The 23560-nt window shown below is 60.1% G+C and carries 20 protein-coding genes; 9 read left to right on the forward strand and 11 right to left on the reverse strand.

The window, feature by feature from the left end; all coding sequences use genetic code 11:
• Positions 1 to 24: 24 nt before the first annotated feature.
• The 6 genes from ASE98_RS01105 to ASE98_RS01130 form a co-directional block, all read right to left on the reverse strand.
• Positions 25 to 1452: a di-heme oxidoreductase family protein gene (locus tag ASE98_RS01105; RefSeq protein ID WP_060539587.1), complete on the reverse strand. Its 1428-nt coding sequence runs from the start codon at positions 1450 to 1452 to the stop codon at positions 25 to 27.
• A 278-nt stretch (positions 1453 to 1730) separates the two neighbouring features.
• Entirely contained in the window at positions 1731 to 3086 is a 1356-nt protein-coding gene (locus ASE98_RS01110; protein ID WP_060539588.1) for an imelysin family protein, read from the reverse strand.
• Between the two features lie 166 nt (positions 3087 to 3252).
• Positions 3253 to 5304 carry a putative bifunctional diguanylate cyclase/phosphodiesterase gene (locus ASE98_RS01115; protein WP_060539589.1) on the reverse strand — a complete coding sequence of 684 codons (2052 nt, stop codon included), beginning with the start codon at positions 5302 to 5304 and terminating at the stop codon, positions 3253 to 3255.
• A gap of 539 nt (positions 5305 to 5843) precedes the next feature.
• Positions 5844 to 6440 carry a superoxide dismutase gene (locus ASE98_RS01120; RefSeq protein ID WP_060539590.1) on the reverse strand — a complete coding sequence of 199 codons (597 nt, stop codon included), beginning with the start codon at positions 6438 to 6440 and terminating at the stop codon, positions 5844 to 5846.
• Between the two features lie 177 nt (positions 6441 to 6617).
• The gene (locus ASE98_RS01125; protein ID WP_060539591.1) at positions 6618 to 7220 is read right to left on the reverse strand and encodes a LysE/ArgO family amino acid transporter; all 603 of its coding nucleotides are present in this window, start codon (positions 7218 to 7220) and stop codon (positions 6618 to 6620) included.
• Positions 7221 to 7225: 5 nt separating this feature from the next.
• Positions 7226 to 7627 carry an ACT domain-containing protein gene (locus ASE98_RS01130; RefSeq protein WP_060539592.1) on the reverse strand — a complete coding sequence of 134 codons (402 nt, stop codon included), beginning with the start codon at positions 7625 to 7627 and terminating at the stop codon, positions 7226 to 7228.
• A gap of 95 nt (positions 7628 to 7722) precedes the next feature.
• Between ASE98_RS01130 and ASE98_RS01135 the strand changes: the two genes are divergently transcribed.
• The 4 genes from ASE98_RS01135 to ASE98_RS01150 all read left to right on the forward strand — a co-directional run bounded on the left by ASE98_RS01135 (position 7723) and on the right by ASE98_RS01150 (position 11666).
• The gene (locus ASE98_RS01135) at positions 7723 to 8622 is read left to right on the forward strand and encodes a LysR family transcriptional regulator ArgP (protein WP_060539593.1); all 900 of its coding nucleotides are present in this window, start codon (positions 7723 to 7725) and stop codon (positions 8620 to 8622) included.
• A 95-nt stretch (positions 8623 to 8717) separates the two neighbouring features.
• Positions 8718 to 9710 carry an NAD-dependent epimerase/dehydratase family protein gene (locus ASE98_RS01140; protein WP_060539594.1) on the forward strand — a complete coding sequence of 331 codons (993 nt, stop codon included), beginning with the start codon at positions 8718 to 8720 and terminating at the stop codon, positions 9708 to 9710.
• Between the two features lie 117 nt (positions 9711 to 9827).
• The gene (locus ASE98_RS01145; RefSeq protein ID WP_060539595.1) at positions 9828 to 10703 is read left to right on the forward strand and encodes a hypothetical protein; all 876 of its coding nucleotides are present in this window, start codon (positions 9828 to 9830) and stop codon (positions 10701 to 10703) included.
• 114 nt (positions 10704 to 10817) lie between these two features.
• Positions 10818 to 11666 carry a cache domain-containing protein gene (locus ASE98_RS01150; RefSeq protein WP_060539596.1) on the forward strand — a complete coding sequence of 283 codons (849 nt, stop codon included), beginning with the start codon at positions 10818 to 10820 and terminating at the stop codon, positions 11664 to 11666.
• 107 nt (positions 11667 to 11773) lie between these two features.
• Here the strand turns inward: ASE98_RS01150 and ASE98_RS01155 are convergent, their stop codons facing one another.
• Both ASE98_RS01155 and pobA read right to left on the reverse strand, forming a co-directional pair.
• On the reverse strand, positions 11774 to 13291 hold the full coding sequence (locus tag ASE98_RS01155) for an MDR family MFS transporter (protein ID WP_060539597.1): 1518 nt from the start codon (positions 13289 to 13291) through the stop codon (positions 11774 to 11776).
• Between the two features lie 78 nt (positions 13292 to 13369).
• Positions 13370 to 14554, reverse strand: a complete 1185-nt coding sequence (gene pobA / locus ASE98_RS01160) for a 4-hydroxybenzoate 3-monooxygenase (protein ID WP_177336937.1) — start codon at positions 14552 to 14554, stop codon at positions 13370 to 13372.
• A 189-nt stretch (positions 14555 to 14743) separates the two neighbouring features.
• On the opposite strand from pobA, the gene ASE98_RS01165 reads away from it, so the two are divergent.
• On the forward strand, positions 14744 to 15640 hold the full coding sequence (locus ASE98_RS01165) for a helix-turn-helix domain-containing protein (protein WP_060539599.1): 897 nt from the start codon (positions 14744 to 14746) through the stop codon (positions 15638 to 15640).
• An 8-nt stretch (positions 15641 to 15648) separates the two neighbouring features.
• Here ASE98_RS01165 and ASE98_RS26865 read toward each other — a convergent pair whose 3' ends face one another.
• Positions 15649 to 15825 (reverse strand): hypothetical protein, encoded by a 177-nt coding sequence (locus tag ASE98_RS26865; protein WP_177336931.1) that lies wholly within the window; start codon positions 15823 to 15825, stop codon positions 15649 to 15651.
• Between the two features lie 99 nt (positions 15826 to 15924).
• Entirely contained in the window at positions 15925 to 16830 is a 906-nt protein-coding gene (locus ASE98_RS01175; protein ID WP_201782583.1) for a LysR family transcriptional regulator, read from the reverse strand.
• Positions 16831 to 16935: 105 nt separating this feature from the next.
• Between ASE98_RS01175 and ASE98_RS01180 the strand changes: the two genes are divergently transcribed.
• Positions 16936 to 17820 carry an MBL fold metallo-hydrolase gene (locus ASE98_RS01180; protein WP_060539602.1) on the forward strand — a complete coding sequence of 295 codons (885 nt, stop codon included), beginning with the start codon at positions 16936 to 16938 and terminating at the stop codon, positions 17818 to 17820.
• 51 nt (positions 17821 to 17871) lie between these two features.
• On the opposite strand, the gene ASE98_RS01185 is transcribed toward ASE98_RS01180, so the two are convergent.
• Positions 17872 to 18753 (reverse strand): LysR substrate-binding domain-containing protein, encoded by an 882-nt coding sequence (locus tag ASE98_RS01185; protein WP_060539603.1) that lies wholly within the window; start codon positions 18751 to 18753, stop codon positions 17872 to 17874.
• A gap of 224 nt (positions 18754 to 18977) precedes the next feature.
• Here ASE98_RS01185 and ASE98_RS01190 point away from each other — a divergent pair, with 224 nt between their 5' ends.
• The 3 genes from ASE98_RS01190 to ASE98_RS01200 all read left to right on the forward strand — a co-directional run bounded on the left by ASE98_RS01190 (position 18978) and on the right by ASE98_RS01200 (position 23460).
• Positions 18978 to 20615 carry a 5-guanidino-2-oxopentanoate decarboxylase gene (locus ASE98_RS01190; protein WP_060539604.1) on the forward strand — a complete coding sequence of 546 codons (1638 nt, stop codon included), beginning with the start codon at positions 18978 to 18980 and terminating at the stop codon, positions 20613 to 20615.
• Positions 20612 to 22060: an aldehyde dehydrogenase family protein gene (locus tag ASE98_RS01195; RefSeq protein ID WP_060539605.1), complete on the forward strand. Its 1449-nt coding sequence runs from the start codon at positions 20612 to 20614 to the stop codon at positions 22058 to 22060. Before ASE98_RS01190 ends, ASE98_RS01195 begins: the two co-directional genes overlap by 4 nt.
• A gap of 296 nt (positions 22061 to 22356) precedes the next feature.
• Positions 22357 to 23460 (forward strand): extracellular solute-binding protein, encoded by a 1104-nt coding sequence (locus ASE98_RS01200; protein ID WP_060539606.1) that lies wholly within the window; start codon positions 22357 to 22359, stop codon positions 23458 to 23460.
• Positions 23461 to 23560: the final 100 nt, after the last annotated feature.

The raw sequence follows: 23560 nt of genomic DNA on the forward strand, positions 1-23560 counted from the left end.
GGGCTCCCGCTGAAGGAATGCGTATTAAAGGGAATTCAAAAACGCCAGCAGCGCAGCACGCTGCCCGGCATTGAAAGACAAAACCTGTTGCTGCGCCGCTGTCGCTTCGCCGCCATGCCAGAGCACCGCTTCGAGCAAGTTGCGGGCACGGCCGTCATGCAGGAACTGAGTGTGGCCACTGACCGCCTGTGTCAGGCCGATGCCCCACAACGGCGGGGTGCGCCAGTCGCGGCCACTGGCCTGGAATTCGCTGCGGTTGTCGGCCAGGCCTTCGCCCATGTCATGCAGTAGCAGGTCGCTGTACGGGCGAATCACTTGATTGGCCAGTTCAGGTTCGGCGGCGTTGGCGGCAGTAGTGTATTTCGGTGTGTGACATGACTGGCAGCCAGCCTGATAGAACAGATTTTTGCCGGCCAGCACTTCAGGCGCGCTGACGTCACGGCGGGCCGGTACGGCGAGATTGCGGCTGTAGAACAGCACCAGGCGCAGGATGTTATCGCTGACTTCCGGCTCGCCATTCGGGCCGTTACCACTCGGCGCCTGTTTGCAGGCGGTTTGCGCGTCGGTGCAGTCATCAAAGGGTGTCAGGCTGGTCGTGAGGCCCATATCACCGGAAAACGCGTGGACATTCTGTTGGTTTAGGTTCGGTTGGCCGGCTTTCCAGCCAAACCGCCCGAGTACGGTTTTCTGTTGGACATCATCCCAGACCCGGTTCGGGCGTCCGGCGATACCGTTTTTCTCCTTTGCCTGCGCCTCGGCGTTGGCCAGGATCGCCTCGTCGGGGATCGCTTCGAGCAGGCCCAGGCCAATCATCGGCGGCGCTACCCGTGCAGAAAAACGCGTGTCGGGATGCATCGGGCCGTAGCCCAGTTGGCTGATGTTCAGGCTTGGCTTGCGCAATATCACTTCGGTGCCGTCCTTGAAGTGAATCGGCACGGGTGTGTAATCAACCCGCACTTTGCCTTCCGGTGCCACGCCGGGGACGGCCATGTCCTGGAATTGGCCACCGTAGACCGGTTCAGGCAGCACGCCGATCTGTTCGATTACCTTGGCGTAGGCTGGGTTATTGGGAATCGACAGGCGCACCAGCATCGACACGGCGTTCTGCGCCCCGGGCTCCGGCGGGTGACCGCGGCCGTCCTTGATGTGGCAACCCTGGCAGGCATTGGTATTGAACAGTGGGCCCAGACCATCACGCGCGGTGGTTGTCGCCGGAGCGATCACCCAGGGATTGCGGAAAAAGCTGTTGCCGACGCTAAAGTCCACGCGCCGGGACGGCGGCAGGTTGGCCGAGGGCAGGGAAAAGGCATTCTGATCGCTCTTGCGCACGGTCGCGCTGCCACCGGAGCGGGCTTCGCCGGGTTCGGCTTCGGTGAAACGCGGGGCGTCATCGCAGGCACTCAGGCCCAGGGCCAGAAACAGTGCGGACAAGCGAAGAGGCAGCGAGGGCATCAGACATCCTGCAAGACAAGCAAAACAAGGGCGCAAAGTCTAACAGGGCAGGGGAGATTGAATAAGAGGAATTATCGTTTGGTTGATGTGGGGCAGGGGATTTGCGCAACAGTGATCCCTTGTGGGAGCGGGCTTGCTCGCGAAAGCGGTGTCACATTCAACAATAGTGCTGACTGACACACCGCTTTCGCGAGCAAGCCCGCTCCCACATTGATGGTGTTGCGCCAGAATAAAAAAGGCGACCCGCAGGTCGCCTTTTTTCACTCAGCCAGCGTTGATCAGAACTCGTGATCAGCGTTGTCCGGGTTCAGGTCGCTGATGCCCAGCTTGCCAGCGGCGGCTTCGATCGAACCGGTCTGCTTGACCAGGGCGGCGATAGCGTCGCGAACGATCTGGTTGCCAGCGGTGTTGCCGGCGGCGATCAACTGGTCGTAGTGCTCACCCTTGTTGGCGTGGTCGACGATCACCTGCATCTTCGCTTCGGTGGCTGCCAGGTCGGCTTTGAGCGCGGTGTCGGCAGCCGGGTCGGCTTTGGCCACCAGGGACGACAGGCTGGCGCCGGTCATTTTGCTGCCGTCGACGCGGGTGTATTCACCCAGGTAGACGTTACGAATGCCTTTGGCATCGTAGAACTGCGAGTTGTGGGTGTTATCGCTGAAGCAGTCGTGTTCGTCTTCAGGGGAGTTGGCTTCCAGGGAAACCTTCATGCGCTCGCCCGCCAGTTCGCCCAGGGACAGGCTGCCCATGCCGAACAGCATTTTGCGCAGACCGGATTCAACCGGTTCGGCTTCCAGGGTGGCACGGTAGTTGTCGGCCACGTTGGGCTTCCAGTTACCAACCATTTCTTCCAGGTCGCTAACCAGCAACTGGGTCACGGACTTCAGGTAAGCACGGCGACGATCATTGTGACCGCCGGTTGCGCCTTTGCCTTCCAGGTAGTCGGAGGCTGGACGGTTGCCGGCGCCAGGGCCGGTGCCATTCAGATCCTGGCCCCAGAGCAGGAATTCGATGGCGTGGTAGCCGGTGGCGACGTTGGCTTCGGAGCCGCCCAGCTCGTTCAGGCTGGCGAGCTTTTCCGGGGTGATGTCTTTGACGTCAACCTTGTCTTCGCCGACCTGGATTTCAGTGTTGGCGATGATGTTGGCGCTGGCACCCGGGTTGCCCAGGGCGTGTTCGTAGGATTTGTCGACGTAGTCGATCAGGCCTTCGTCCAGTGGCCAGGCGTTAACCTGACCTTCCCAGTCGTCGATGATGGTGTTGCCGAAGCGGAACACTTCGCTCTGCAGGTAAGGAACACGAGCGGCCACCCAGGCGGCCTTGGCGGCCTTCAAAGTGTCGGCGTTCGGCTTGGCGAGGAAGGCATCAACGGCGGTTTGCAGGGTCTTGGCAGTGGATTCGGCATCGCTGTAAACGGCAAAAACGATGTCGGCGTAATGGGCGACAACGGCTTTGGCGGCGGCTTCGTCGACCTTGCTGGCAGCGGCAGGTGCGACGGCTGGAGCAGCCGGTGCAGCAGCGGCGCTGGCAGCCGGCGCAGGCGCGGCAGCAGTTTCTTTGTCTTTACCTTCACCGCAGCCGGCGAGGGAAATAGCGATGGCCAACAGACTGGCGGTAGCCAGAGGCATACGAATCATGGCGAACATCCTGCTTCGATAGGGGGTTGAATGGCGCCTTGAGCGCGCAAAACTGCGACATAATGCAAATCTTTCGCATTATGTGTAAAGGGTTGTACCTGTAAATATTTCTTATTCACACAGGGGCGTGCTTCACCCTGCAGGAGCATGCTCGCTCCTACAGGGGTTACAGAATTACCGCGTTGCTACGCTGCGCCTGTTTCAGGTAAGCACTCAATTCCCGTGCCGACAGCGGCTTGCTGTAGTAATAGCCCTGACCTTCGTGGCAACCTTCGGAGATGATGTAGGCCTCCTGCTCGGCGGTTTCCACACCTTCGGCAATCACCTGCATGCCAAGGCTTTTACCCAACTGGATGATGGCCCGGACGATGGTCGCATCGTCGTCGTCATCGAGCAGGTCCTGAACGAAGCTCTTGTCGATCTTGATCTTGTCCAGGGGCAGGCTTTTCAGGTAGCTCAGGGACGAGTAGCCGGTCCCGAAGTCGTCGATGGCAATCAGTGCCCCGGAGCGGCGCAGACTGAGCAAGTGCTGGGCGGCGGTACTGATGTCTTCCATCAGGCCGGTCTCGGTAACTTCCAGTTCCAGGCTGCGTGGAGGCAGGCGGTACATCTGCAACAGGTTGTTGACCACCCTTGGCAACTCGGCGTGGTGCAGTTGCACCGTCGACAGATTCACCGCCATGCGCAAATCGTTGAAGCCCTGGTCATGCCAGTCGCGCAGCTGCTTGCAGGCCTGGTCCAGTACCCATTCGCCAATGGCAATGATGGTGCCGTTCTGCTCAGCCAGCGGGATGAACAGGTCTGGCGGTACCAGCCCGTGCTCGGGGTGCTGCCAGCGAATCAACGCTTCGACACCGACTACCCGATGATCGCGGTAGCTGATCTGCGGCTGGTAGAGGAGGTAGAACTGGTTGCGGGTCAGGGCATCGCGCAGGTCTTTTTCCAGTTCGCGCCGGCGGCGCATTTCGGTATCGACACTGGCAATATAGAACTGATAGCGGTTGCGCGAGCGGGTCTTGGCCAGGGTCATGGTCTGCTCGGCCTTCTGCAACAACTTCTCGGTGCTGTCGCCGTCCTCGGGAAACAGAGTGATGCCGATGGTGGCACGCAGGCGGATTTCCTGATGATCGAGGGCGAACGCCGCTTCCAGATCATCAAGAATGCTTTGCGCCAGTTCGGCGGCTTCGTAGGGTTGTTCCAGATCGGCCTGCACCAGGGCGAACTGGTCGCCACCCAGGCGGGCAAGGGCACCGAGGCGACCACTATGTCCGCGCAGGCGGTCGGCCAAGGCCAGCAGTAATTGGTCGCCGGTCTGATAGCTGAACTGTTCGTTGATGCCCTTGAAGTCGTCGAGGCCTACACACAGCACAGCGACCCGGCGTTGCAGCTTGCCGGCGTCGATCAGGATCTTGTCCAGTTGATACTGCAATTGCTGCCGGTTCGGTAAACCGGTGAGAAAGTCGTATTGGGCCATGCGCAGCAGGCTGTTTTCCGCTTCATGACGCAGGTGAGTATTGCGCTCGATGGATTCAAGCAGCTGATTTGCCGTGTTGATCCAGATGCCCAGCTCGTTTTTCTCGTGCCCCTTGAGCAATGGGATTTTGTGCTCGCTGGGGCGATCCGGGTTGATTTCCGTGAGGTGCTTGATGATCCGCGACAACGGCTTGGTCAGCAGCCAGTGATAAACCAGGTACAGCACAAGCCCCATCGCCAGGGCGCGCAACACGCCGGAAATGAAGATGATCACCGAGCTGACGATAAAACCTTGCCCGTAGGTGGCGGTATCGAGGGTAATGCTCAGGTCGCCGTAATACTCACTGTACGGCCCGCGACCCACCAGTTGGGTGGTGAAAGTGCGTTCCTTGCCAAGAATCAGGTCGGTCAGCCAGCGACTGCTCGATTGCTGCAACTCGCGGGTTTTTTGCGCGAGCATGGGCTCGTTGGGGTGGCCGATGGACGCCTGGCGTACGGCGTCATCCTGAAACAAGCCCTCGATGACCTGCATGCCCATTTCCCGGTCCAGGCTATAGACAGCCTGGGTCGAGGGGTCGCGAAACATATCGAGGATGCGCTCGGCATCACCGGCGACGGCCTGGCGTGTTTTATAGGCATCGAAAACAATCTGCGCGCAGCTCAAGACTACGCCGACGATCAATGCCGACAGGAGCACAACCCGGAGCAACTTCACCGACAAGCTGTTCTTGAGTTCCAGCTTCAAAGGGCTATTCCTTGTTCCGTGCGGGCAGCATCAAGTTGCATTGAGTATTGGCAATCCCGTAGGGGCAGTCAAAGGGACAATCGGCCACAGGCGGGTTTGCCTGCAGCCTGGCCGATTTTTCGTTGCCCTGAGCCATTTGCCTATTAGTACTGTGTCGGTTGTCGAGTCCTTCAACTTGAGGGGCTGGGTGGAGAAAATTTCCATTTGGTTGATGTTAGACGTCTGTGGCTGTGCGGCAAGAGGCGCGCGGCTTGTTTCATTGTGGGAAATTGGCTTGGGTTCGATAGCGGCATGACGGTCGCGATGTGGGGCATGATTTACCTTGCATGGCGGCCTTGTAACCGATCTCCTCTTGCGGCGATCCCGAATTCTTGTGGGAGCTGGCCTGCCGGCGATGACGGTCTGCGAGCCGACCAATCCCTCCCGGATGTACCCGGAAAAATGTGAGGCTTGCTCGCAAAGAGGCCCCACCAAACCGCAAAAAAACCGGGCAATAAAAAACCCGGCTGAAAAGCCGGGTTTTTTGACTGGCGTCGGACTTAAGCGGTGAAGGTCTTGCCTTCGAACTGCTCAGCCACGAATTTCCAGTTGACCAGGTTCCAGAACGCTTCGACGTACTTCGGACGAACGTTGCGGTAGTCGATGTAGTAAGCGTGTTCCCAGACGTCGCAGGTCAGCAGCGGAGTGTCGCCGTTGGTCAGCGGGTTGCCGGCGCCGATGGTGCTGGCCAGGGCCAGGGAACCGTCAGCCTTTTTCACCAGCCAGCCCCAGCCGGAACCGAAGGTGCCGATGGAAGTCTTGCTGAACTCTTCCTTGAACTTGTCGAACGAACCGAAAGCAGCGTTGATCGCGTCAGCCAGTGCGCCGGTTGGTTGACCACCAGCATTTGGTGCCAGGCAGTTCCAGTAGAAAGTGTGGTTCCAGACCTGAGCGGCGTTGTTGAAGATACCGCCCGAGGAAGTCTTGACGATTTCTTCCAGGGTCTTGCCTTCGAACTCGGTGCCTGGCACCAGGTTGTTCAGGTTCACGACATAGGTGTTGTGGTGCTTGTCGTGGTGGTATTCCAGGGTTTCCTTGGAAATGTGCGGCTGCAGGGCGTCGTGTGCGTAAGGCAGCGGCGGCAATTCGAAAGCCATGATGATTCTCCTAATCAGGTCAGTTGCGGTGAGCGCAAGGCCGATCACGGGCGGCCAGACTAGCGCCGGGGAGTTTGTACTCTTTGCGGCGCAGGGATTCGGATCATAGCACCGGGGTGGCGGCATAACCACGCAACAACTGTGTGGAATAGAGGTTCCAGGGCTGTGCGGAACAATTTACCCGGCGGTAATCAACTGGACGGCTACGGCAAACATCATCACCGCCACCAGCAGGTCGAGAATTCGCCAGGTACTCGGTCGAGCCAGCCACGGAGCCAGCCACGCCGCGCCCAGCGCCAGGGTGAAAAACCACAGCAGCGAGGCACTGGCCGCGCCCACCACATAGGCGCCGGGTTCGGTTTGTTGGGCGCCGAGTGAGCCGATCAGTAAAACGGTGTCCAGGTAGACATGCGGGTTGAGCAGCGTTACCGCCAGGGCGCTGAGCATCACCGCCCGCAGCGAACGCACGGTCTGGTTTTCTCCTTGTTGCAGGCTCTGGCTGGAAAAAGCCCGGCGCAGCGCCTGGCTGCCGTACCACAATAGAAACGCCGCGCCGCCCCAGCGAGCTATGGCCAACAGCGTCGGATTTTGTGCCAGCACCGTCGCCAGGCCGAATACCCCGGCGGCCACCAGCAATGCATCGCAGGCCACGCAAAGCGCGGCCACCGGCAGGTGATGTTCACGCCGCAGGCTTTGCGCCAGAACAAACGCATTCTGGGTACCGATTGCCATGATCAGTCCGAAGGCCACCAACAGGCCGTTCACGTAGCTTTGCCACATATCGTTTACTCCGCGTTGGCCGCCAGGTTCCGCAACACCTGAAGGGCACGGTCGGCGTCGGCCTGGCCGACGAACAAATGGTCGTGGTAATAGCCGGCGATCACGTTGCAGCTGATGCCGGCGTTGCCCAGTGCGCTGGCAAACGCGGCAGTCAGGCCGACGGCTTCCAGGGCCGAGTGCACGTTCAGGGTGATCCACGCAGCCACGTAGTCGAAGCTGAATCCGGCTTGTTCGGCGCGGGAACGTTCGAGAATCACGGTCAGACCTTCCTGCTCGCGAAAGCTGCCGACAATCTCCAGACCTGCCGGCAAATGGCCGTCGCGCAGGGTGCAGAACACATATTCGCCAGCGTTGAGTTGCGGGCTCATGCTGCGCAGCAGCGTTGCCAGTGAAGTTTCGCCAGCCATGGGGTAATCCTTGTTCAGAAGTTCATGCTGGTCATTCTCCGTTGGAAGCCTGTATAAGAAAAACAAATCATGCTGATCGCTCATTAGGAAAACTGATGTTCGACTACAAATTGCTTTCCGCCCTGGCCGCAGTGGTCGAGCAGGCCGGTTTTGAACGGGCCGCGCAGGTGCTGGGTCTGTCGCAATCGGCGATTTCCCAGCGCATCAAGTTGCTCGAAGCCCGGGTCGGGCAACCTGTGCTGGTGCGGGCTACTCCGCCCACGCCGACGGAAATCGGCCGGCGCCTGCTCAACCATGTGCAACAGGTGCGCTTGCTTGAACGCGATCTGCAAAGCCTGGTACCGGCACTGGATGAAGAAGGCTTGCCGGAGCGCCTGCGGATTGCCTTGAATGCCGACAGCCTGGCCACCTGGTGGGCGCAGGCGGTGGGGGAGTTCTGCGCGCAACAACACTTGTTGATGGATCTGGTGGTTGAAGACCAGACCGTCGGCCTCAAACGTATGCGTGCCGGAGAAGTGGCGGCTTGCCTCTGTGCCAGCGAGCGCCCGGTGTCCGGGGCGCGCAGTGTATTGCTGGGGGCCATGCGTTATCGTGCGCTGGCCAGCCCGGCCTTCATTGCCCGGCACTTTCCCGAGGGCGTTCGCGCTGATCAGCTGGCTCGAACCCCGGCGCTGGTATTTGGCCCGGACGATTTCCTGCAGCATCGCTATCTCGCATCCCTGGGGGTCAACGGTGGATTCGAACACCATCTCTGCCCATCGTCTGAAGGCTTTATCCGCCTCACCGAAGCGGGACTCGGCTGGGGGCTAGTCCCGGAGCTTCAGGTGCGCGAGCAACTGGAGCGCGGGGTATTGCGCGAACTGTTGCCAGATAAACCGATCGATGTGCCTTTGTACTGGCATCATTGGCGCAATGGCGGTGAGTTACTGGGTTTGCTGACCGATCAATTGGTGCTCGCGTCGAAGCAATGGCTGGTGCCCTGGGTGCAGCCTTGAGCGTCAAGCTGCGAGCGGCAAGTAAAGCGCGTGTGCACTGTTTTAACTTGCGGCTTGCAGCTTGACGCTTGCAACTGCATTTCTAGGAGCAATAAATGAAGATTCTGGTTACCGGCGCAAGCGGCTTCATTGGCGGACGCTTTGCGCGTTTCGCCCTGGAGCAGGGCCTGGACGTACGGGTCAACGGTCGCCGGGCCGAGAGTGTGGAGCATCTGGTACGTCGTGGTGCCGAGTTCATCCAGGGCGACCTGAGCGACCCGGAACTGGCACGCGAGCTGTGCTCGGACGTCGAGTCCGTGGTGCATTGCGCCGGAGCGGTGGGGTTGTGGGGACGGTATCAGGACTTCCATCAAGGCAACGTCCAGGTCACCGAGAACGTTGTCGAGGCCTGCCTGAAACAACGGGTTCGACGGTTGGTGCACCTGTCATCGCCGTCGATCTATTTCGATGGCCGCGATCATCTGGGCCTGACGGAAGAACAAGTACCCAAGCGCTTCAAGCATCATTACGCCGCTACCAAGTACCTGGCCGAGCAAAAGGTCTTCGGTGCCCAGGAGTTCGGTCTCGAAACCCTGGCCCTGCGCCCGCGTTTCGTTACCGGTGCTGGCGATATGAGTATCTTCCCGCGTTTGCTGAAGATGCAGCGCAAAGGGCGCCTTGCGATCGTCGGCAATGGCCTGAACAAGGTTGATTTCACCAGCGTGCAAAACCTCAACGAAGCCCTGCTCAGTAGCTTGCTGGCCAGCGGCTCTGCCTTGGGCAAGGCTTACAATATCAGTAACGGCACGCCGGTTCCCCTGTGGGACGTGGTCAATTACGTCATGCGCGCAATGGAAGTCCCACAGGTTACCCGCTACCGTTCCTATGGCTTGGCCTACTCCGTTGCGGCGCTTAACGAAGGCGTCTGCAAGCTATGGCCGGGGCGTCCCGAGCCGACCTTGTCGCGCCTGGGCATGCAGGTCATGAACAAAAACTTCACCCTGGACATCAGTCGCGCCCGGCATTATCTGGATTACGATCCCAAGGTCAGTCTGTGGACGGCGCTCGATGAGTTCTGTGGCTGGTGGAAGGCTCAGGACATTCGCTGATACTCAAGTCACGGTCGCTTTCTGAACCGATGGCCGGCGTTCAGGGTCAATCTGTGCGGCTGTGGGGTTTATACTGCGGCGCATCAAGCCATCACGTGTTTCACAAAGGTTGATTGAATGTCCATGCGTAACGATGCCCACGACGACTTTGACGATGTACCGAGCTTGCGTGCAGACGTTCTCGACGACGATGAGTTTGTGCCCACTGTGCGCAAGGTCGTGCATGCGCGCACGGCCCCGGTGGTCAAGGTCAAGGCGGCGAGCACCGGCCCGCTCTGGGCGCTGGTTGGCGCCTTGTTCATTGCTTTTGCCGTTCTTGCCTGGTGGAGCTTTCAGCAGATCTCACTGATGGAGCAGCAACTGGTGGCGACCCAGGAAAGCTTCGCGCGAATCAGTGAGGAAGCGGCAGGGCGCTTGCAGGATATTTCCGGCAAGGTGGTCGCCAGCCAGACCAGTGTCAGCAGCGACAGCGAAGCCCTGAAGCTGCAAATCAGACAGCTGGAAAGCAAACTCCAGGATCAGAATGCGCAGCAACTGGGCGTTGCCGGCCAGGCGTCGGAGCTGGACAAGCGTCTGGCACAGATGAGCGCGCAAACCACCGATCTCGATAAGCGCCTGGCACAGATCAGCGCCCAGAACACCGAGCAGCAGAGTGCCAACGGTCAGTTGCAGGCGCAAGTCAAAGCATTGAGTGGCGACCTGGCGGCACTCAAAAGCGCCTCTGCCGACAGCGAGAAGCTCGACGCGCAGATGAAAAGCCTGGGGGCCGATATCGTCGCACTGAAGAAACAGGGCAATCCGAGCGCTGCCATCGAGCGTCTCGAACAAGAAATCATTGTACTCAAAAGCGTACAGGACAATCGTCCAGCCCCGGCTCAGGGCGCGACCAATACCGCCGAATTCGATGCCTTCCGCGGCCAGGTAACCCGCAACATCAACACCCTTCAGGCGCAGATTCAGAATCTTCAGCAGCAACTGCGCGCCCGGCAGTAAGTAGTCAGGTCTTTCCGGATGCGCCGGGAATGATTGGCTGACAACACTCAATACCCATACATGCCCCATTGCCGTCTACGCTCTTGTAACACCAATGAGAACGAGGGATGGGCAATGGGGTTTGTGCATAAATTCGTCTTGCTGTGCGGCATGCTTTTAATGGGGCTGGGCCAGGCGCAGGCCGCCGCGACAGAGAAGGAAGACAGTCAGGCGGCCATCGCCTTGCTGGAAAAAGCCCTGGCCTACTATCACCAGAATGGCGACAAGGCCTTCGCGGCATTCAGCCGCCAGGGCGAGTTTGTCGACAAGGATCGTTATGTCTTCGTGGTTGACACCAAGGGCGTGATGCTCGCCAGCGGCGGACCTTCTGCAGCACTGATAGGCCGGGACGTGTCGGAAACCCTGCCCCCGGACTTGCAGAAAACCTTCAAGGACGCCCTGAAAGTGCCGGAGGGCAATGGTATCCAGCAGGGGGAATATCGCTGGCAGAACTGGTCGGACGGCAAGGTCGAACGCAAGCGCGTCTACTACCAGCGCATTGGCCAGCGCATCCTGGCCGTCGGTTATTACCTGCCACGGGCGTCCGCGGAGCAAGCCATGGCGCTGCTCAACAAAGCGGCGATCGATCTGACCAAGGACGAGAAGGGCACCCTGACGGCGATCAACTCACTCAAGGGCGGCTACCTGCAGGATGATTTGTACGTGTTTGTCGTCGACCTCAATACCCGGCGTTACGTCGCCCATGGCACTAACCTGCGGCTGATCAATACCGACTTCAGCAGCATCAAGGATCCAGAAGGCAATCCGGTGGGCGAGCCGATCCTGGCGCTGATGGCCAAACAGGACTATGGCGAATACGAGTACCGCTGGAAAAACCCGGTGACCACCAAGGTCGAGAACAAGCATGCATACCTGAAGAAGGTCGGGCATTTTCTGGTCGCAGTCGGGTATTACAGCCCTTGATAGTTTGCTGTTTGTCATGACGCATCCGCGAGCAAGCCCGCTCCCACAAGGACTGCGAAAATCCTGTGGGAGCGGGCTTGCCCGCGAATAAAGGCGACTCGCTTTACCTATCGAGCCTTGTCCTCACGCCCGCGCAACAACATGTTCGGCATGGCAATCGCCGCCGCCAGCCCCAGCAACGACACCGCTGCACTGACCGTCAGCAAATGCCGGAATGTCAGCAACAGCTCGGCGCGCAAGGCGTTCTGGGCGTCTCCCGGTGCAGCGTTCAAACCGTCCAGCAAGACGTTCCCCGAATGCCCTTCGGCGATCAGCGCGGAGCCAGCCAGGTGGGCGAAGCTCGAGTCCTGCAGCAACGCCAGCAGCAGTGCCGACATCAGCGCCACACCCACCGCGCCGCCCAGCGAGCGGAACAGATTGGTGGTGCTGGTGGCGACGCCGATATCCCGTTGCTCCACAGAGTTCTGCGTGCCCACCAGAGAAGTCGGGAACTGCATGCCGCCGGCGATCCCGCTGAGCAACATGAACAGGCTGCTCAATACCAACGCCTGTGGCGGGGTGAACGCCATGCCCAGGATCGAAATCGGCATCAGCACTGCACCGGTGAGTATCATGGGTTTGTAACGACCGGTCACCGAGGTGCGGCGGCCGGCGAAATAAGCGCCTATCGGCAATCCGATGGCCAATGGCAGAAGGTGCAGGGCGGCGCTGTCGGCCCCGGCGCCGGTCACGCTCTGGAAGCGCAACGGCATCAGCACGATCAGGGAAATGGTCTGGAAGCTGGTGAAAAAAATCGTGCACCAGCACAGGATCGCATTGCGATTGGCAAACAGATGCATGGGCAACAACGGTTCCCGCGCCCGCCGTTCATGGGCGACGAACAGCGCCAGCACCAGCAGCGCACAGGCGAGCAGCGAGAGTACTTGGCTGCTGCGCCATGAATGACCCTGGCCAACCTGGGTGATCCCGAGCAACAACGCCGTCAGGCCTATGACCATCAGCAGGGTGCCGAGATAATCGATGATCGGTTTGCGCTGGGGAATGGGCAGCCCCACCAGTGTTCGGTTGGCTACCAGCCACGCACCCAGGCCCAGCGGCAGGTTGATCAGGAACACCCAGCGCCAGGACAGGTATTCGGTCATATAGCCGCCGAGCACCGGCCCCGCCACGCTGGCCACCGCGTACATGCTGCTGAAATAGCCCTGGTAACGACCGCGTTCCCGGGGCGGCACGATGTCGCCGATGATCGCCTGGCTCACCGAAATCATCCCGCCAGCACCGATGCCCTGGAAAATACGCGCCAGCACCAGTTGTTCCATGCTCTGGGCCATGCCGCAGAACACCGAAGCCAGGGTGAACAGAGCCATGCCGAACAACATCAGTTTGCGCCGGCCGTACAGGTCGCCCAGTTTTCCGTAGATCGGCACCGCCACGGTCATTGCCACCATATAACCGGAGATGACCCAGGCGAGCAGGTTGACGTCCTTGAACTGCGCGGAAATGGCCGGCATCGACACGGCAACGATGGTCTGGTCCAGTGCCCCGAGAAAGATCGCCAGCATCAAAGCGACCAGAATGCTGCGGATCGCCGGTTTTGGCGTTTCAGGCTGGTGGAGATTGGTCACGGGAAAACCTGCGGCAGTAATTGACCTGCAAGCCGCCAGGCGAGCAGGGAATGCTCGCCAGTGTAAGTCGATAGCAAGCTATTCGATAGTCTCGTACGGAAGGCCGACGTAATTTTCTGCAATGGTTTTTCGGCCGGCCTCGGAGCCGATGAAGTACTCAAGCTCTGACTCGACGATGCGCTGGTCAAAGGCGTCCTGATCATCGAAACGATGCAGCATCGAAGTCATCCACCAGGAAAACCGCTCGGCTTTCCATACCCTGCGCAGGCAGATTTCGGAGTACTTCTCCAACAAATCGAGGCGGTCTTCGCGATAAACCTTGAGCAGAATATTAAACAGCGTACTGACATCGCTGGCCGCCAGGTTCAAGCCCTTGGCGCCGGTGGGCGGGACGATGTGCGCCGCATCACCGACCAGGAACAGCCGCCCGTACTGCATCGGTTCGACCACGAAGCTGCGCAACGGCGCGATGCTTTTTTCGATGGACGGCCCGGTGATCAGCTTGTTTGCCAGGTCTTGGGGCAGGCGTAACTTGAGTTCGTCCCAGAAGCGTTGGTCGGACCAGTTGTCGACGTGATCGCTGGTCGGCACTTGCAGGTAGTACCGGGTGCGCGTCGCCGAACGCATGCTGCACAGGGCAAAACCGCGCTCATGGCGGGCGTAGACCAGTTCTTCGTGGACCGGCGGGGTATCGGCGAGGATTCCCAGCCAGCCGAACGGATAGACCCGCTCGAACACTTTCAGGCAGTCGGCGGGTATGGACTGGCGCGCCACGCCGTGAAAACCGTCGCAACCGGCGATGTAGTCGCAGTCGAGGCGCCAGGCCTGGCCGTCCTTCTCAAACGTGACAAAGGTTTCTGCGCTTTTCATGCCATGGGGAACGACATCGCCGGCCTGGTAAATTGTCTGCGCGCCAGCCTCCCGACGAGCGGCCATCAGGTCGCGGGTGACCTCGGTCTGGCCATAGACCATCACCGTTTTTCCACCGGTCAGGGTGTTCAGATCGATGTGTACCTGACGGCCGTCGAGGGCCAGTTCAAAGCCGCCGTGGACCAACCCTTCGCGGTCCATTCGCTGGCCCACGCCGGCCTGGCGCAACAGCTCTACCATGCCCTGTTCGAGGACTCCGGCGCGGATTCGCCCGAGCACATAGTCGGGGCTCTGGCGTTCGATAATGACGTTGTCGATACCCGCGTTGTGCAGCAACTGGCCGAGCAGCAAGCCTGATGGGCCGGCACCAATGATGGCAACCTGGGTTTTCAGCGTTTTCATTGTTTTTATGACTCGCAAGCTTCACGCGACCAGGGCCGGTGAATGATTTTTATGGATCGAACGCTTGCATTTTTCCCTTGCGGGTCTGTCAATTGAAGGTGAAAACTGAGCGGATACCTGTACATTCTGCCAATCAGTGCGATTATCGCCCGCCATTTACTCGAGGCCTGGATTGACGTCATGAACAAGCCTGACCTGCCTTCGATTCCCGTGTTCAAGCTCTACGGTGAAAGCCTGGATTGGCCAACCCCGGACTTGCTGCACTGCGAAACCATTTCCAAACGCAGCCGCGAACATCATTGGCAAATCAAACCCCATCGCCATGCCGATTTATGCCAGTTGCTCTTCGTATTCAAAGGTCAGGCAGAACTTGAAATCGAAGGCAAACGATCGCAACTGACAGAACCGGCCATCCAGATCCTGCCACCGCTTTCGGTGCATGGCTTTCGTTTTTCCGAGGACGTGGAAGGGTTCGTGGTAACCCTGGCGACGCCACTGATCACCCATTTGCAAGGGCAGCTGGGGCAATCGGTGAATGCCCTGGCCCAGGCCGAAAGCTACCCGGCGGGCGAGAATGGCGAATACCTCAACAGCCTGTTCAGCGCATTGCACACTGAATACACCAGCCATGAGCCGGCGCGGGAAATGCTCATGCATTCGCTGGTCAGCGTGATCATGGTGTGGGTCAGTCGTCAGGTGATCCAGCGACGTACCGCACTTGCGCGACCACAGCGTGCGCGGGAATACCTAAACGGGTTTATTCAACTGGTGGAAGAGACTTATCGCCAACACGTCAAGGTCGAAGACCTGGCCCACCGCCTGGGGATTTCGGTGTCCCATCTCAATGGCACCTGCCGCGAGCTGGCGGGGCAACCGGCATTGCAGATCATGCACGAGCGTCAACTGCTGGAGGCCAAGCGCTTGCTGACCTATACCAGCATGACCATTTATGAAATGTCCGACGTGTTGGGATTTTCGGATCCGACCAATTTCACGCGGCTGTTCCGCCGTCGAGTGGGCATTTCGCCCAAGGCGTTCCGCGACCGCTTGAAGGCCGAACAGGACAAGGACAGCTGACTCCCGTCCTACCGCAGGGCGTTGAGCGTCGCGTTGTGGGGAACGCAGCGCTCGAAGTAACAGCTCGAGTATTCACGGGGCAGGTCGCGCAGTTGTTCCACGCGCCAGGCGGCAGCGCCATACAACCCGAGCGTGAACGCGCAGGTGATGAGAATCGCAAGGTATCTTCTTGTTTTGATGTTCATGGCGTTGACCTCTGAACGAATACCCTCGGGTATTACTTTGAGCATAGGTCAGGGTCGGTGAGTTGTGTAGGAGTTGCCGCAGGCTGCGATCTTTTGATTTTAAAACCCGGCATCCCACTCCGGTTCTTGCGCAAATCTCACCACCAGAAAATCCACCAAGCTGCGCAGCGCCGCAGGCATGTGCTTGCGTGAGGCGTACACCGCGTACACGTTCAACTGCCGGGGCTCGACGGCAGGCAGCAAGCGAATCAGCTCGCCGCTGTGGATATGCACCCCGGCCTGATACGTGGGCAGCATTGCCACCCCGGCCCCGGCCAGGGTGGCGCGTAACAGGGTACTGGCTTCGTTGGCGCTGATGTTGCCTTGCACCGGCACAGATACCTGCTCGCCGTCCTGCTCGAAATGCCAGAGGTTTTTGCCGAAGTAGGAATGGGTCAGGCAGTTATGCAGGCTCAGGTCCTCGACCCGTTGTGGCGCCGGATGTTCGCGCAGGTAGGCGGGAGTGGCACAGACCACCGAGCGACAGACCGTCAGCCGGCGAGCGATCAGGTTTGGGTCCAGGTCGTTGCTGGTGCGAATTGCCAGGTCGATACGTTCATCCACCAGGTTTACCGTGCGGTCGAGCATCTGCATGTCGATGCTGACGCCGGGGTAACGCTTGACGTACGCCGCCATGGCATCGGCCAGTTGCGCCTGGCCGAACGACGTGCTGACGCTGATTCGCAGCAGGCCGCGCGGAGCGTCATCCGGTTCGCTGACGGCGGCTTGCATGTCGCTGGATAAATCGAGCATCTGCCGACAGCGCGGCAGTATTTCGCTGCCGGCAGCGGTCAGGCTTAATTTGCGCGTGGTGCGATGCATCAGACGCGCGCCGATCCAGTCTTCCAGTTCGGCCAGGTACCGCGACACCACCGGCCGTGACAGCTCCAGATGATCGGCGGCAGCGGACTGGCTACCAAGATCGACCACAGTGACGAACACCCGCATTGCTTGTAGACGATCCATGATTTGCCCGATTTTAGAAACAAACTATGTCAAAGGATCGCATTTTTTGTACTGAAGTACGCAATTAAGCTCTGTTGCATCGCCATTCGGACAACGGAGCAACAGATGATCGGTTTCACCACTCTCAAACGCGTTTTACTGGCCAGCGCCGCACTTGGCTTCGGTGCCCATGCCGCAGCGTCGACATTGACCCTGGACGTCTACAATCCCGGCGAACAAGCGATTTTCCCGGTGACCTCTGTACTGGTCAGCGGCGACAAAGAGGCGATTCTGATTGATGCGCAATTCGGCAAATCCCAAGCTGAAAAAGTGGTGGAAAAAATCCGCGCCAGCGGCAAGCTACTGACCACTATCTACATCAGCCACGGCGATCCGGACTACTACTTTGGCCTCGATACCCTGACCGCCGCATTCCCCAAGGCCAGGGTGCTGGCCTCGCAACCGACCGTCGAGCACATCAAGCACTCAGTCGAGGGCAAACTGGCGTTCTGGGGCCCGAAGATGGGCGCGGACGTACCGGCCAAAACCATCGTGCCGGATGTGCTCGAGGGCGACAGCCTGATTCTCGAAGGGCAGAAGCTGCAGGTAGTCGGTCTTGACGGCCCGCAGCCGGATCGCAGCTTCGTGTGGATTCCGTCGATCAAGGCCGTGGTGGGTGGTGTCGTGGTGGCGCAAAACATCCACGTCTGGATGGCCGACACCCAAACTGCGCAGTCCCATGCCGATTGGCTGACTACGCTGCATTCGATCGAAACCCTGAAACCGAAAACCGTGGTGCCGGGTCATTACCTGGGTGAGAGCGCGCGCTCACTGGCGGCAGTGCAGTTCACCGCCGACTACATCAAGGCGTTCGACGAGGAAACTGCCAAGGCGAAAGACTCTGCCGCGCTGATCGGCGCCATGAAAAAACGCTACCCGAGCCTCGCTGAAGAAAGTTCTCTGGAACTGAGCGCCAAAGTCGCCAAAGGTGAGATGAAGTGGGGCGAATGACAGAGGCTTGAGATGATCGTTCCCACGCCCGTGAGAACGATCAGGGCTGCTTCAACGCGCCTGCGCCTGCGCCACCAGCCACCCCATCAGTTCACGCAATTTCGGCGAAGGTGCGGGTTTGTCGGGGAACACGATGTAGTACGCCAAACCGGTTTTCACCTTCAGCTCAAAGGGCATGACCAGCCGCCCGGCATTCAGGTCATCGCCGATCAACGACCAGTCGCCAATCGCGACACCCGTCCCCTGGGACGCCATCGACATCGCCAGGTCCAGTGTTTCGAAATGCTGGCCCTTGCTGACATTGGTCAAATGCACATCTGCTGCCTTCAACCAGGCCTTCCAGTCCCGTTCGTCGCGGGTCGGGTGCAACAACAGGTGCTGTTGCAAATCGGTCGGTGCCTGCAACGCCAAGGGACCTTCGAGCATGGGACGGGAACAGACCGGCGTCAGTTGTTCGTCGAACAGGTGACAAGACGCCAGTGCATCGTCTGGCGGTGCGCCGTACATCACCGCCGCATCAAACTGCTCGCGATGAAAATCCACCCCGTGCTTGACCGTGGTGGTCAGTTCCACCGGCACATCCGGGCGCTCTTTCTGCCATTGCAGCAAGCGAGGCAGCAACCAGCGCATGACACAGGTCGGCGCCTTGAGTTGCAGGGTTTCGCGAGTCTCGCCGATCTGCTCCACGGCCTCGTCGATCAAACCGAAAATCTGCTGCACCCGTGGCAGCCATTCCCGTCCCTCGGTCGTCAGTTCAAGGCCCCTGGCCTGGCGGATGAACAGCTCATAGCCCAGATGATCTTCCAGCCCGGCGATCTGTCGGCTCACCGCACCTTGGGTGATGTGCAGTTGTTCAGCGGCCCGGGTGAAGTTGCAGCACTGCGCGGTAATCAGAAAAGTGTGCAGCGCCGGCAGGGGAGGCAGTCGTTTCATGGGTATCCAAGGTATGACGTGAGGACATGGCTAGTATGACTTTTTATCCATTGTTGCGCCTACGTGTCGCCCGTTCCAATGAGGCCATCCCCGGGTCATGTGGGAGCGGGCTTGCTCGCGAAGAGGGAGTGTCAATCGACATCAATGTTGTATGACACAACGCTTTCGCGAGCAAGCCCGCTCCCACAGCCCGGCGTCTCAAACGAACAAGAAGGGCAATTCACATGGCGACGTGCGGCGAAGTATTGGTCAAGTTACTCGAAAACTACGGGGTCGAGCAGGTGTTCGGCATTCCCGGGGTTCACACCGTGGAGCTGTATCGCGGGCTGGCTCGTTCGAGTATCAACCACGTGACTCCGCGCCATGAGCAGGGTGCCGGTTTCATGGCCGATGGCTATGCTCGCACCAGCGGCAAACCGGGTGTCTGCTTCATCATCACCGGCCCAGGCATGACCAACATCACCACGGCGATGGGGCAGGCTTACGCCGATTCGATTCCGATGCTGGTGATCTCCAGCGTGCAATCGCGCAGCCAGCTGGGCGGTGGTCGCGGCAAGCTGCATGAGCTGCCGAACCAGGGCGCGCTGGTCGCCGGTGTCGCCGCATTTTCCCATACCCTGATGTCGGCCTCGGAGTTGCCGGGTGTGCTGGCCCGAGCCTTTGCGCTGTTCCAGGCCGGTCGTCCGCGCCCGGTGCACATCGAAATTCCATTGGACGTGCTGGTCGAAGAGGCCGACGACCTGCTCACCAGTATCCCCGTCAACATCGACAGTGCCGGTGCTTCGCCGAGCGCTGTTTCGCGCATGACTCAATTGCTGGCTGGTGCCAAGCGTCCGCTGATTCTCGCCGGTGGCGGTGCGATCAATGCGGCCGCCGAACTGACCGAATTGGCCGAACTGCTGGACGCACCGGTGGCACTGACCATCAATGCCAAAGGCATGCTCGAATCCGCTCACCCGTTGCTGATCGGTTCGACCCAGAGCCTGGTCGCTACCCGCGCGCTGGTCGCCGAGGCCGATGTTGTTTTGGCCATCGGCACCGAACTGGCCGAGACCGACTACGACGTGACCTTCGCCGGGGGTTTCGAGATTGCTGGCCAACTGCTAAGGGTAGATATCGACCCGGACCAGACCGTGCGCAACTATCCGCCGCACGTGGCGCTGGTGTCCGACTCACGCAACGCCGCCCGCGCCTTGCTCAGCGCGTTGTCGCACAAATCCCTGGCCGAGCGCCGCAACGATTGGGGGCAGGTGCGTGCCGCGCGATTGCGAGAGGAGCTGGCGGGCACATGGGATGCAGCGACCCTGGCCCAGACTCGTTTCCTCGAAACCGTCTTGCATGAACTGCCGGATGCAGTATTCGTCGGCGATTCGACGCAACCTGTGTACACCGGCAACCTGACCTTCAACCCGGAGCGCCCGCGCCGCTGGTTCAACTCCTCCACCGGCTACGGCACCCTCGGGTATGCCTTGCCGGCGGCCATCGGCGCCTGGCTCGGCGGCAGTGCCCGCAACGGCGCCCGCCCGCCGGTGGTATGCCTGATCGGCGACGGCGGCCTGCAATTCACCCTGCCGGAACTGGCCAGTGCCGTTGAAGCGCGTACCCCGGTGATCGTGCTGCTGTGGAATAACCAGGGCTACGAAGAGATCAAGAAGTACATGGTCAACCGTGCCATTGAACCTGTGGGTGTCGACATCTATACCCCGGACTTCATCGCTGTGGCCAAGGGCCTGGGCTGCGCTGCCGAGCCCGTCGACGGTGTCGAGCAACTGCGCGCTGCCTTGCGTGTGGCCGCCGATCGCCAGGGTCCGACCCTGATTGAAATCGATCAGGCCCAGTGGATGCAGGCGGTATCGAAATGAGTTTTCCAACCACTCTGGACGGTCTGTATATCGACGGCCAATGGTCGGCCGGCAACGAACATCTGCGCGTGATCAACCCGGCGACCGAAGCCCTGCTGACCACCGTCAACGGCGGCGATGAGCGCGCCGTCGATCAGGCCGTGAGCGCGGCGAGCAGCGCTTTCGCCGCCTGGTCGAAAACCAGCGGGGCCGAGCGTGGCGCGATCCTGCGCAAAGTCGCTGCGGGCGTGCAGGCCGGTCGTGAACAGCTGATGCATTTGCAGTCGAGCAACAACGGCAAACCGCTGTTCGAGGCGGCGATCGATGTCGACGATGTGATCGCCACGTTCGAGTACTACGCCACTCTCGCCGAAGGGCTGGATGCACAACAGGACAGTGCCGTAGAACTGCCGAGCGAGGATTTCAGCGCGCGCCTGCGCCGCGAGCCGTGCGGTGTGGTCGGCCTGATCGTGCCGTGGAACTTCCCGATGGTCACCACCGCGTGGAAACTCGCCCCGGCCCTGGCCGCCGGCTGTTGCGTGGTGCTCAAACCTTCGGAAGTGACGCCGCTGCCGGAGTTGGAGTTGGCGGCGATCATCGCCGAGGCCGGGTTGCCCAAAGGCGTGTTCAACCTGGTCTGCGGCACTGGCCTGGCGGTCGGTGCACCACTGTCGGCGGACCCGCGCATCGCCAAGGTGTCGTTCACCGGCAGTAACGCAGTCGGCGTGCAGGTCATGCAGCGGGCGGCGGAAACCGTCAAGGGTGTGAGCCTGGAGCTGGGCGGCAAGTCTTCGCTGCTGGTGCTGGCCGATGCCGATATTGATTTGGCGGTGGAGACAGCGTGCGGGGGTGGTTTCTTCAACGCCGGGCAGATGTGTTCGGCCACCAGTCGCGTGCTGGTTGCCGATGAGTTGTTCGATGATTTCATCGCTCGCTTGAAGACTCGCGCCGAAGCGATTCGCGTGGCGGCCCCGTTCGATCCGGATGTGGAAATGGGGGCGCTGGTCAATCAGGCGCAATACCAGCGTGTGCTCGGTCACATCGATCGTGGCCTGAGTGCTGGCGCCAAACTGGTTTGCGGCGGTAATCGTCCGGCCGATCTGCCGCGCGGATATTTTTTGCAGCCGACGGTATTCACCGACGTGCCTCTGGACAGTGCGCTGTGGTGTGAAGAGATTTTCGGCCCGGTGATTTGCGTGCGCAGTTTTGCCAGCGAGGCCGAGGCGATTGCCCTGGCCAACGACAGCCAGTTCGGTCTGGTCGCCAGCGTGGTCACACGCAATGCCGAAGCGGCGGATCGCGTCGCCAACGCTTTGCAGGCAGGGCTGGTATGGATCAACGCACCGCAAGTGATCTTCCCGCAGACCGCCTGGGGCGGCTACAAGCAGAGCAGCATCGGCCGTGAATTGGGGCCATGGGGCTTGCAGGCTTTCCAGGAAATCAAGCACGTGATCCGCGCTGTTTGACACCCCCTTTGTAGGAGCGAGCATGCTCGCGATGGACGTCAACGATAACGTGGGGTCCTTGAATGAACGCGGTGCCCTTGCGCCCATCGCGAGCCTGCTCGCTCCTACAGGAAGCCATGCACCGGCGTCATGGCTTCAATGAGTTTTTATCGATAGTCAGGTGTTTTGCACGACCTCAGGATGAAGCCGTCGAGTCAGCTCAAACCCCGTGGATTCGGGGGTTGGAAGCTGATATGGCGGCACAGACGCAATGATTGCGACCAACCTCATACCTACAAAAACAAAGGGAGTCCGTAATGGGCGAGCACGATCTGAACAGACGTCAATTCATCAAGACCGTGGGCGTAGCCTCGGTTGCCGCGGCCGCCATGAGCCTGCCGTTCGTCAAGGCCAACGCCAGCGACACCCGCTTTCAAGGCAAGACCTTGCGCCTGCTGACCTGGTCCGATGACACCGGCCTGGCTGCGCTGCGCAACATCGCCGCGACCTTCGAAGACAAATACGGTTGCAAGGTTATCGCTGACCGCACCGGCAGTACCTCGGAAATGGTCGCCAAGCTCAAGGCCGCGGGTGACCGTCCGCAGTACGACATCATCACCCTGGCGGGCGTTGGCGCCGAAGGTCTGGCCGCCGCCGATCTGCTGGAAAAACCTGACCTCAATCGCATTCCCAACCTGGTCGACGTACCGGAGAAATACCGTACCGGCGCCAACGGCCACGGCATCGGTTACCTGCTGTGGTGCAACAGCCTGGTCTACAGCACCCGCACCCAGAAAGAAGCCCCGACCAGTTACGCCTCGCTGTGGGACGCTGACGCGGCGCCAAACATTTTCCTGCCGCCGCCGAACTGGACCGAGGCCATGGACCTGATCATCATCGCCGCCAAACTGGCCGGTGGTGACGAGCACAACATCGAACCCGGCTTCAAGAAACTCGCCGAGCTCAAGGACCGCGTGGTAACCCTGGGCGAGAACCCGAACCAGATCGCCGAGCTGTTCCGCACCGGCTCGCTGGACATGGGCGGTCTGTACGCCCCAGCGTTCTTCCCGAAACAGATCCGCGACCCGAATTACGGCCTGGGTGCCACGTTCGGCATGAAGGAAGGTTTCTATACCGACCTGATGCTGTCGGTGATGCCGAAGAATCGTCCGGGCGACACCGACATGGCCTATGCCTTCATCAATCACTCCCTGGATCCGCTGGTACAGGGCAAGATGGCTGAAGACATCTACAACGGTCCGGTCAACGCCAAGGCGATCATCTCCGCCGAAGCGCGCAAGAGCCCGTACATCCTCACGCCGGAGCAGATTGCCGAGAAGGCGATCATGCACGACAACGCCTTCCTGGCCAGTGTGCATGACCAATGGATTCGTCGTTACACGGAAATCTTTTCTTCCTGATCGCGTGACGAACACCGGCTCTTTGGAACACCACAAATCCAATGTGGGAGCGGGCTTGCTCGCGAATGCGTCAGCACATTCAAACATCCATGTGTCTGAC

The organism is Pseudomonas sp. Leaf48 (assembly GCF_001421885.1).
Lineage (GTDB): Bacteria > Pseudomonadota > Gammaproteobacteria > Pseudomonadales > Pseudomonadaceae > Aquipseudomonas.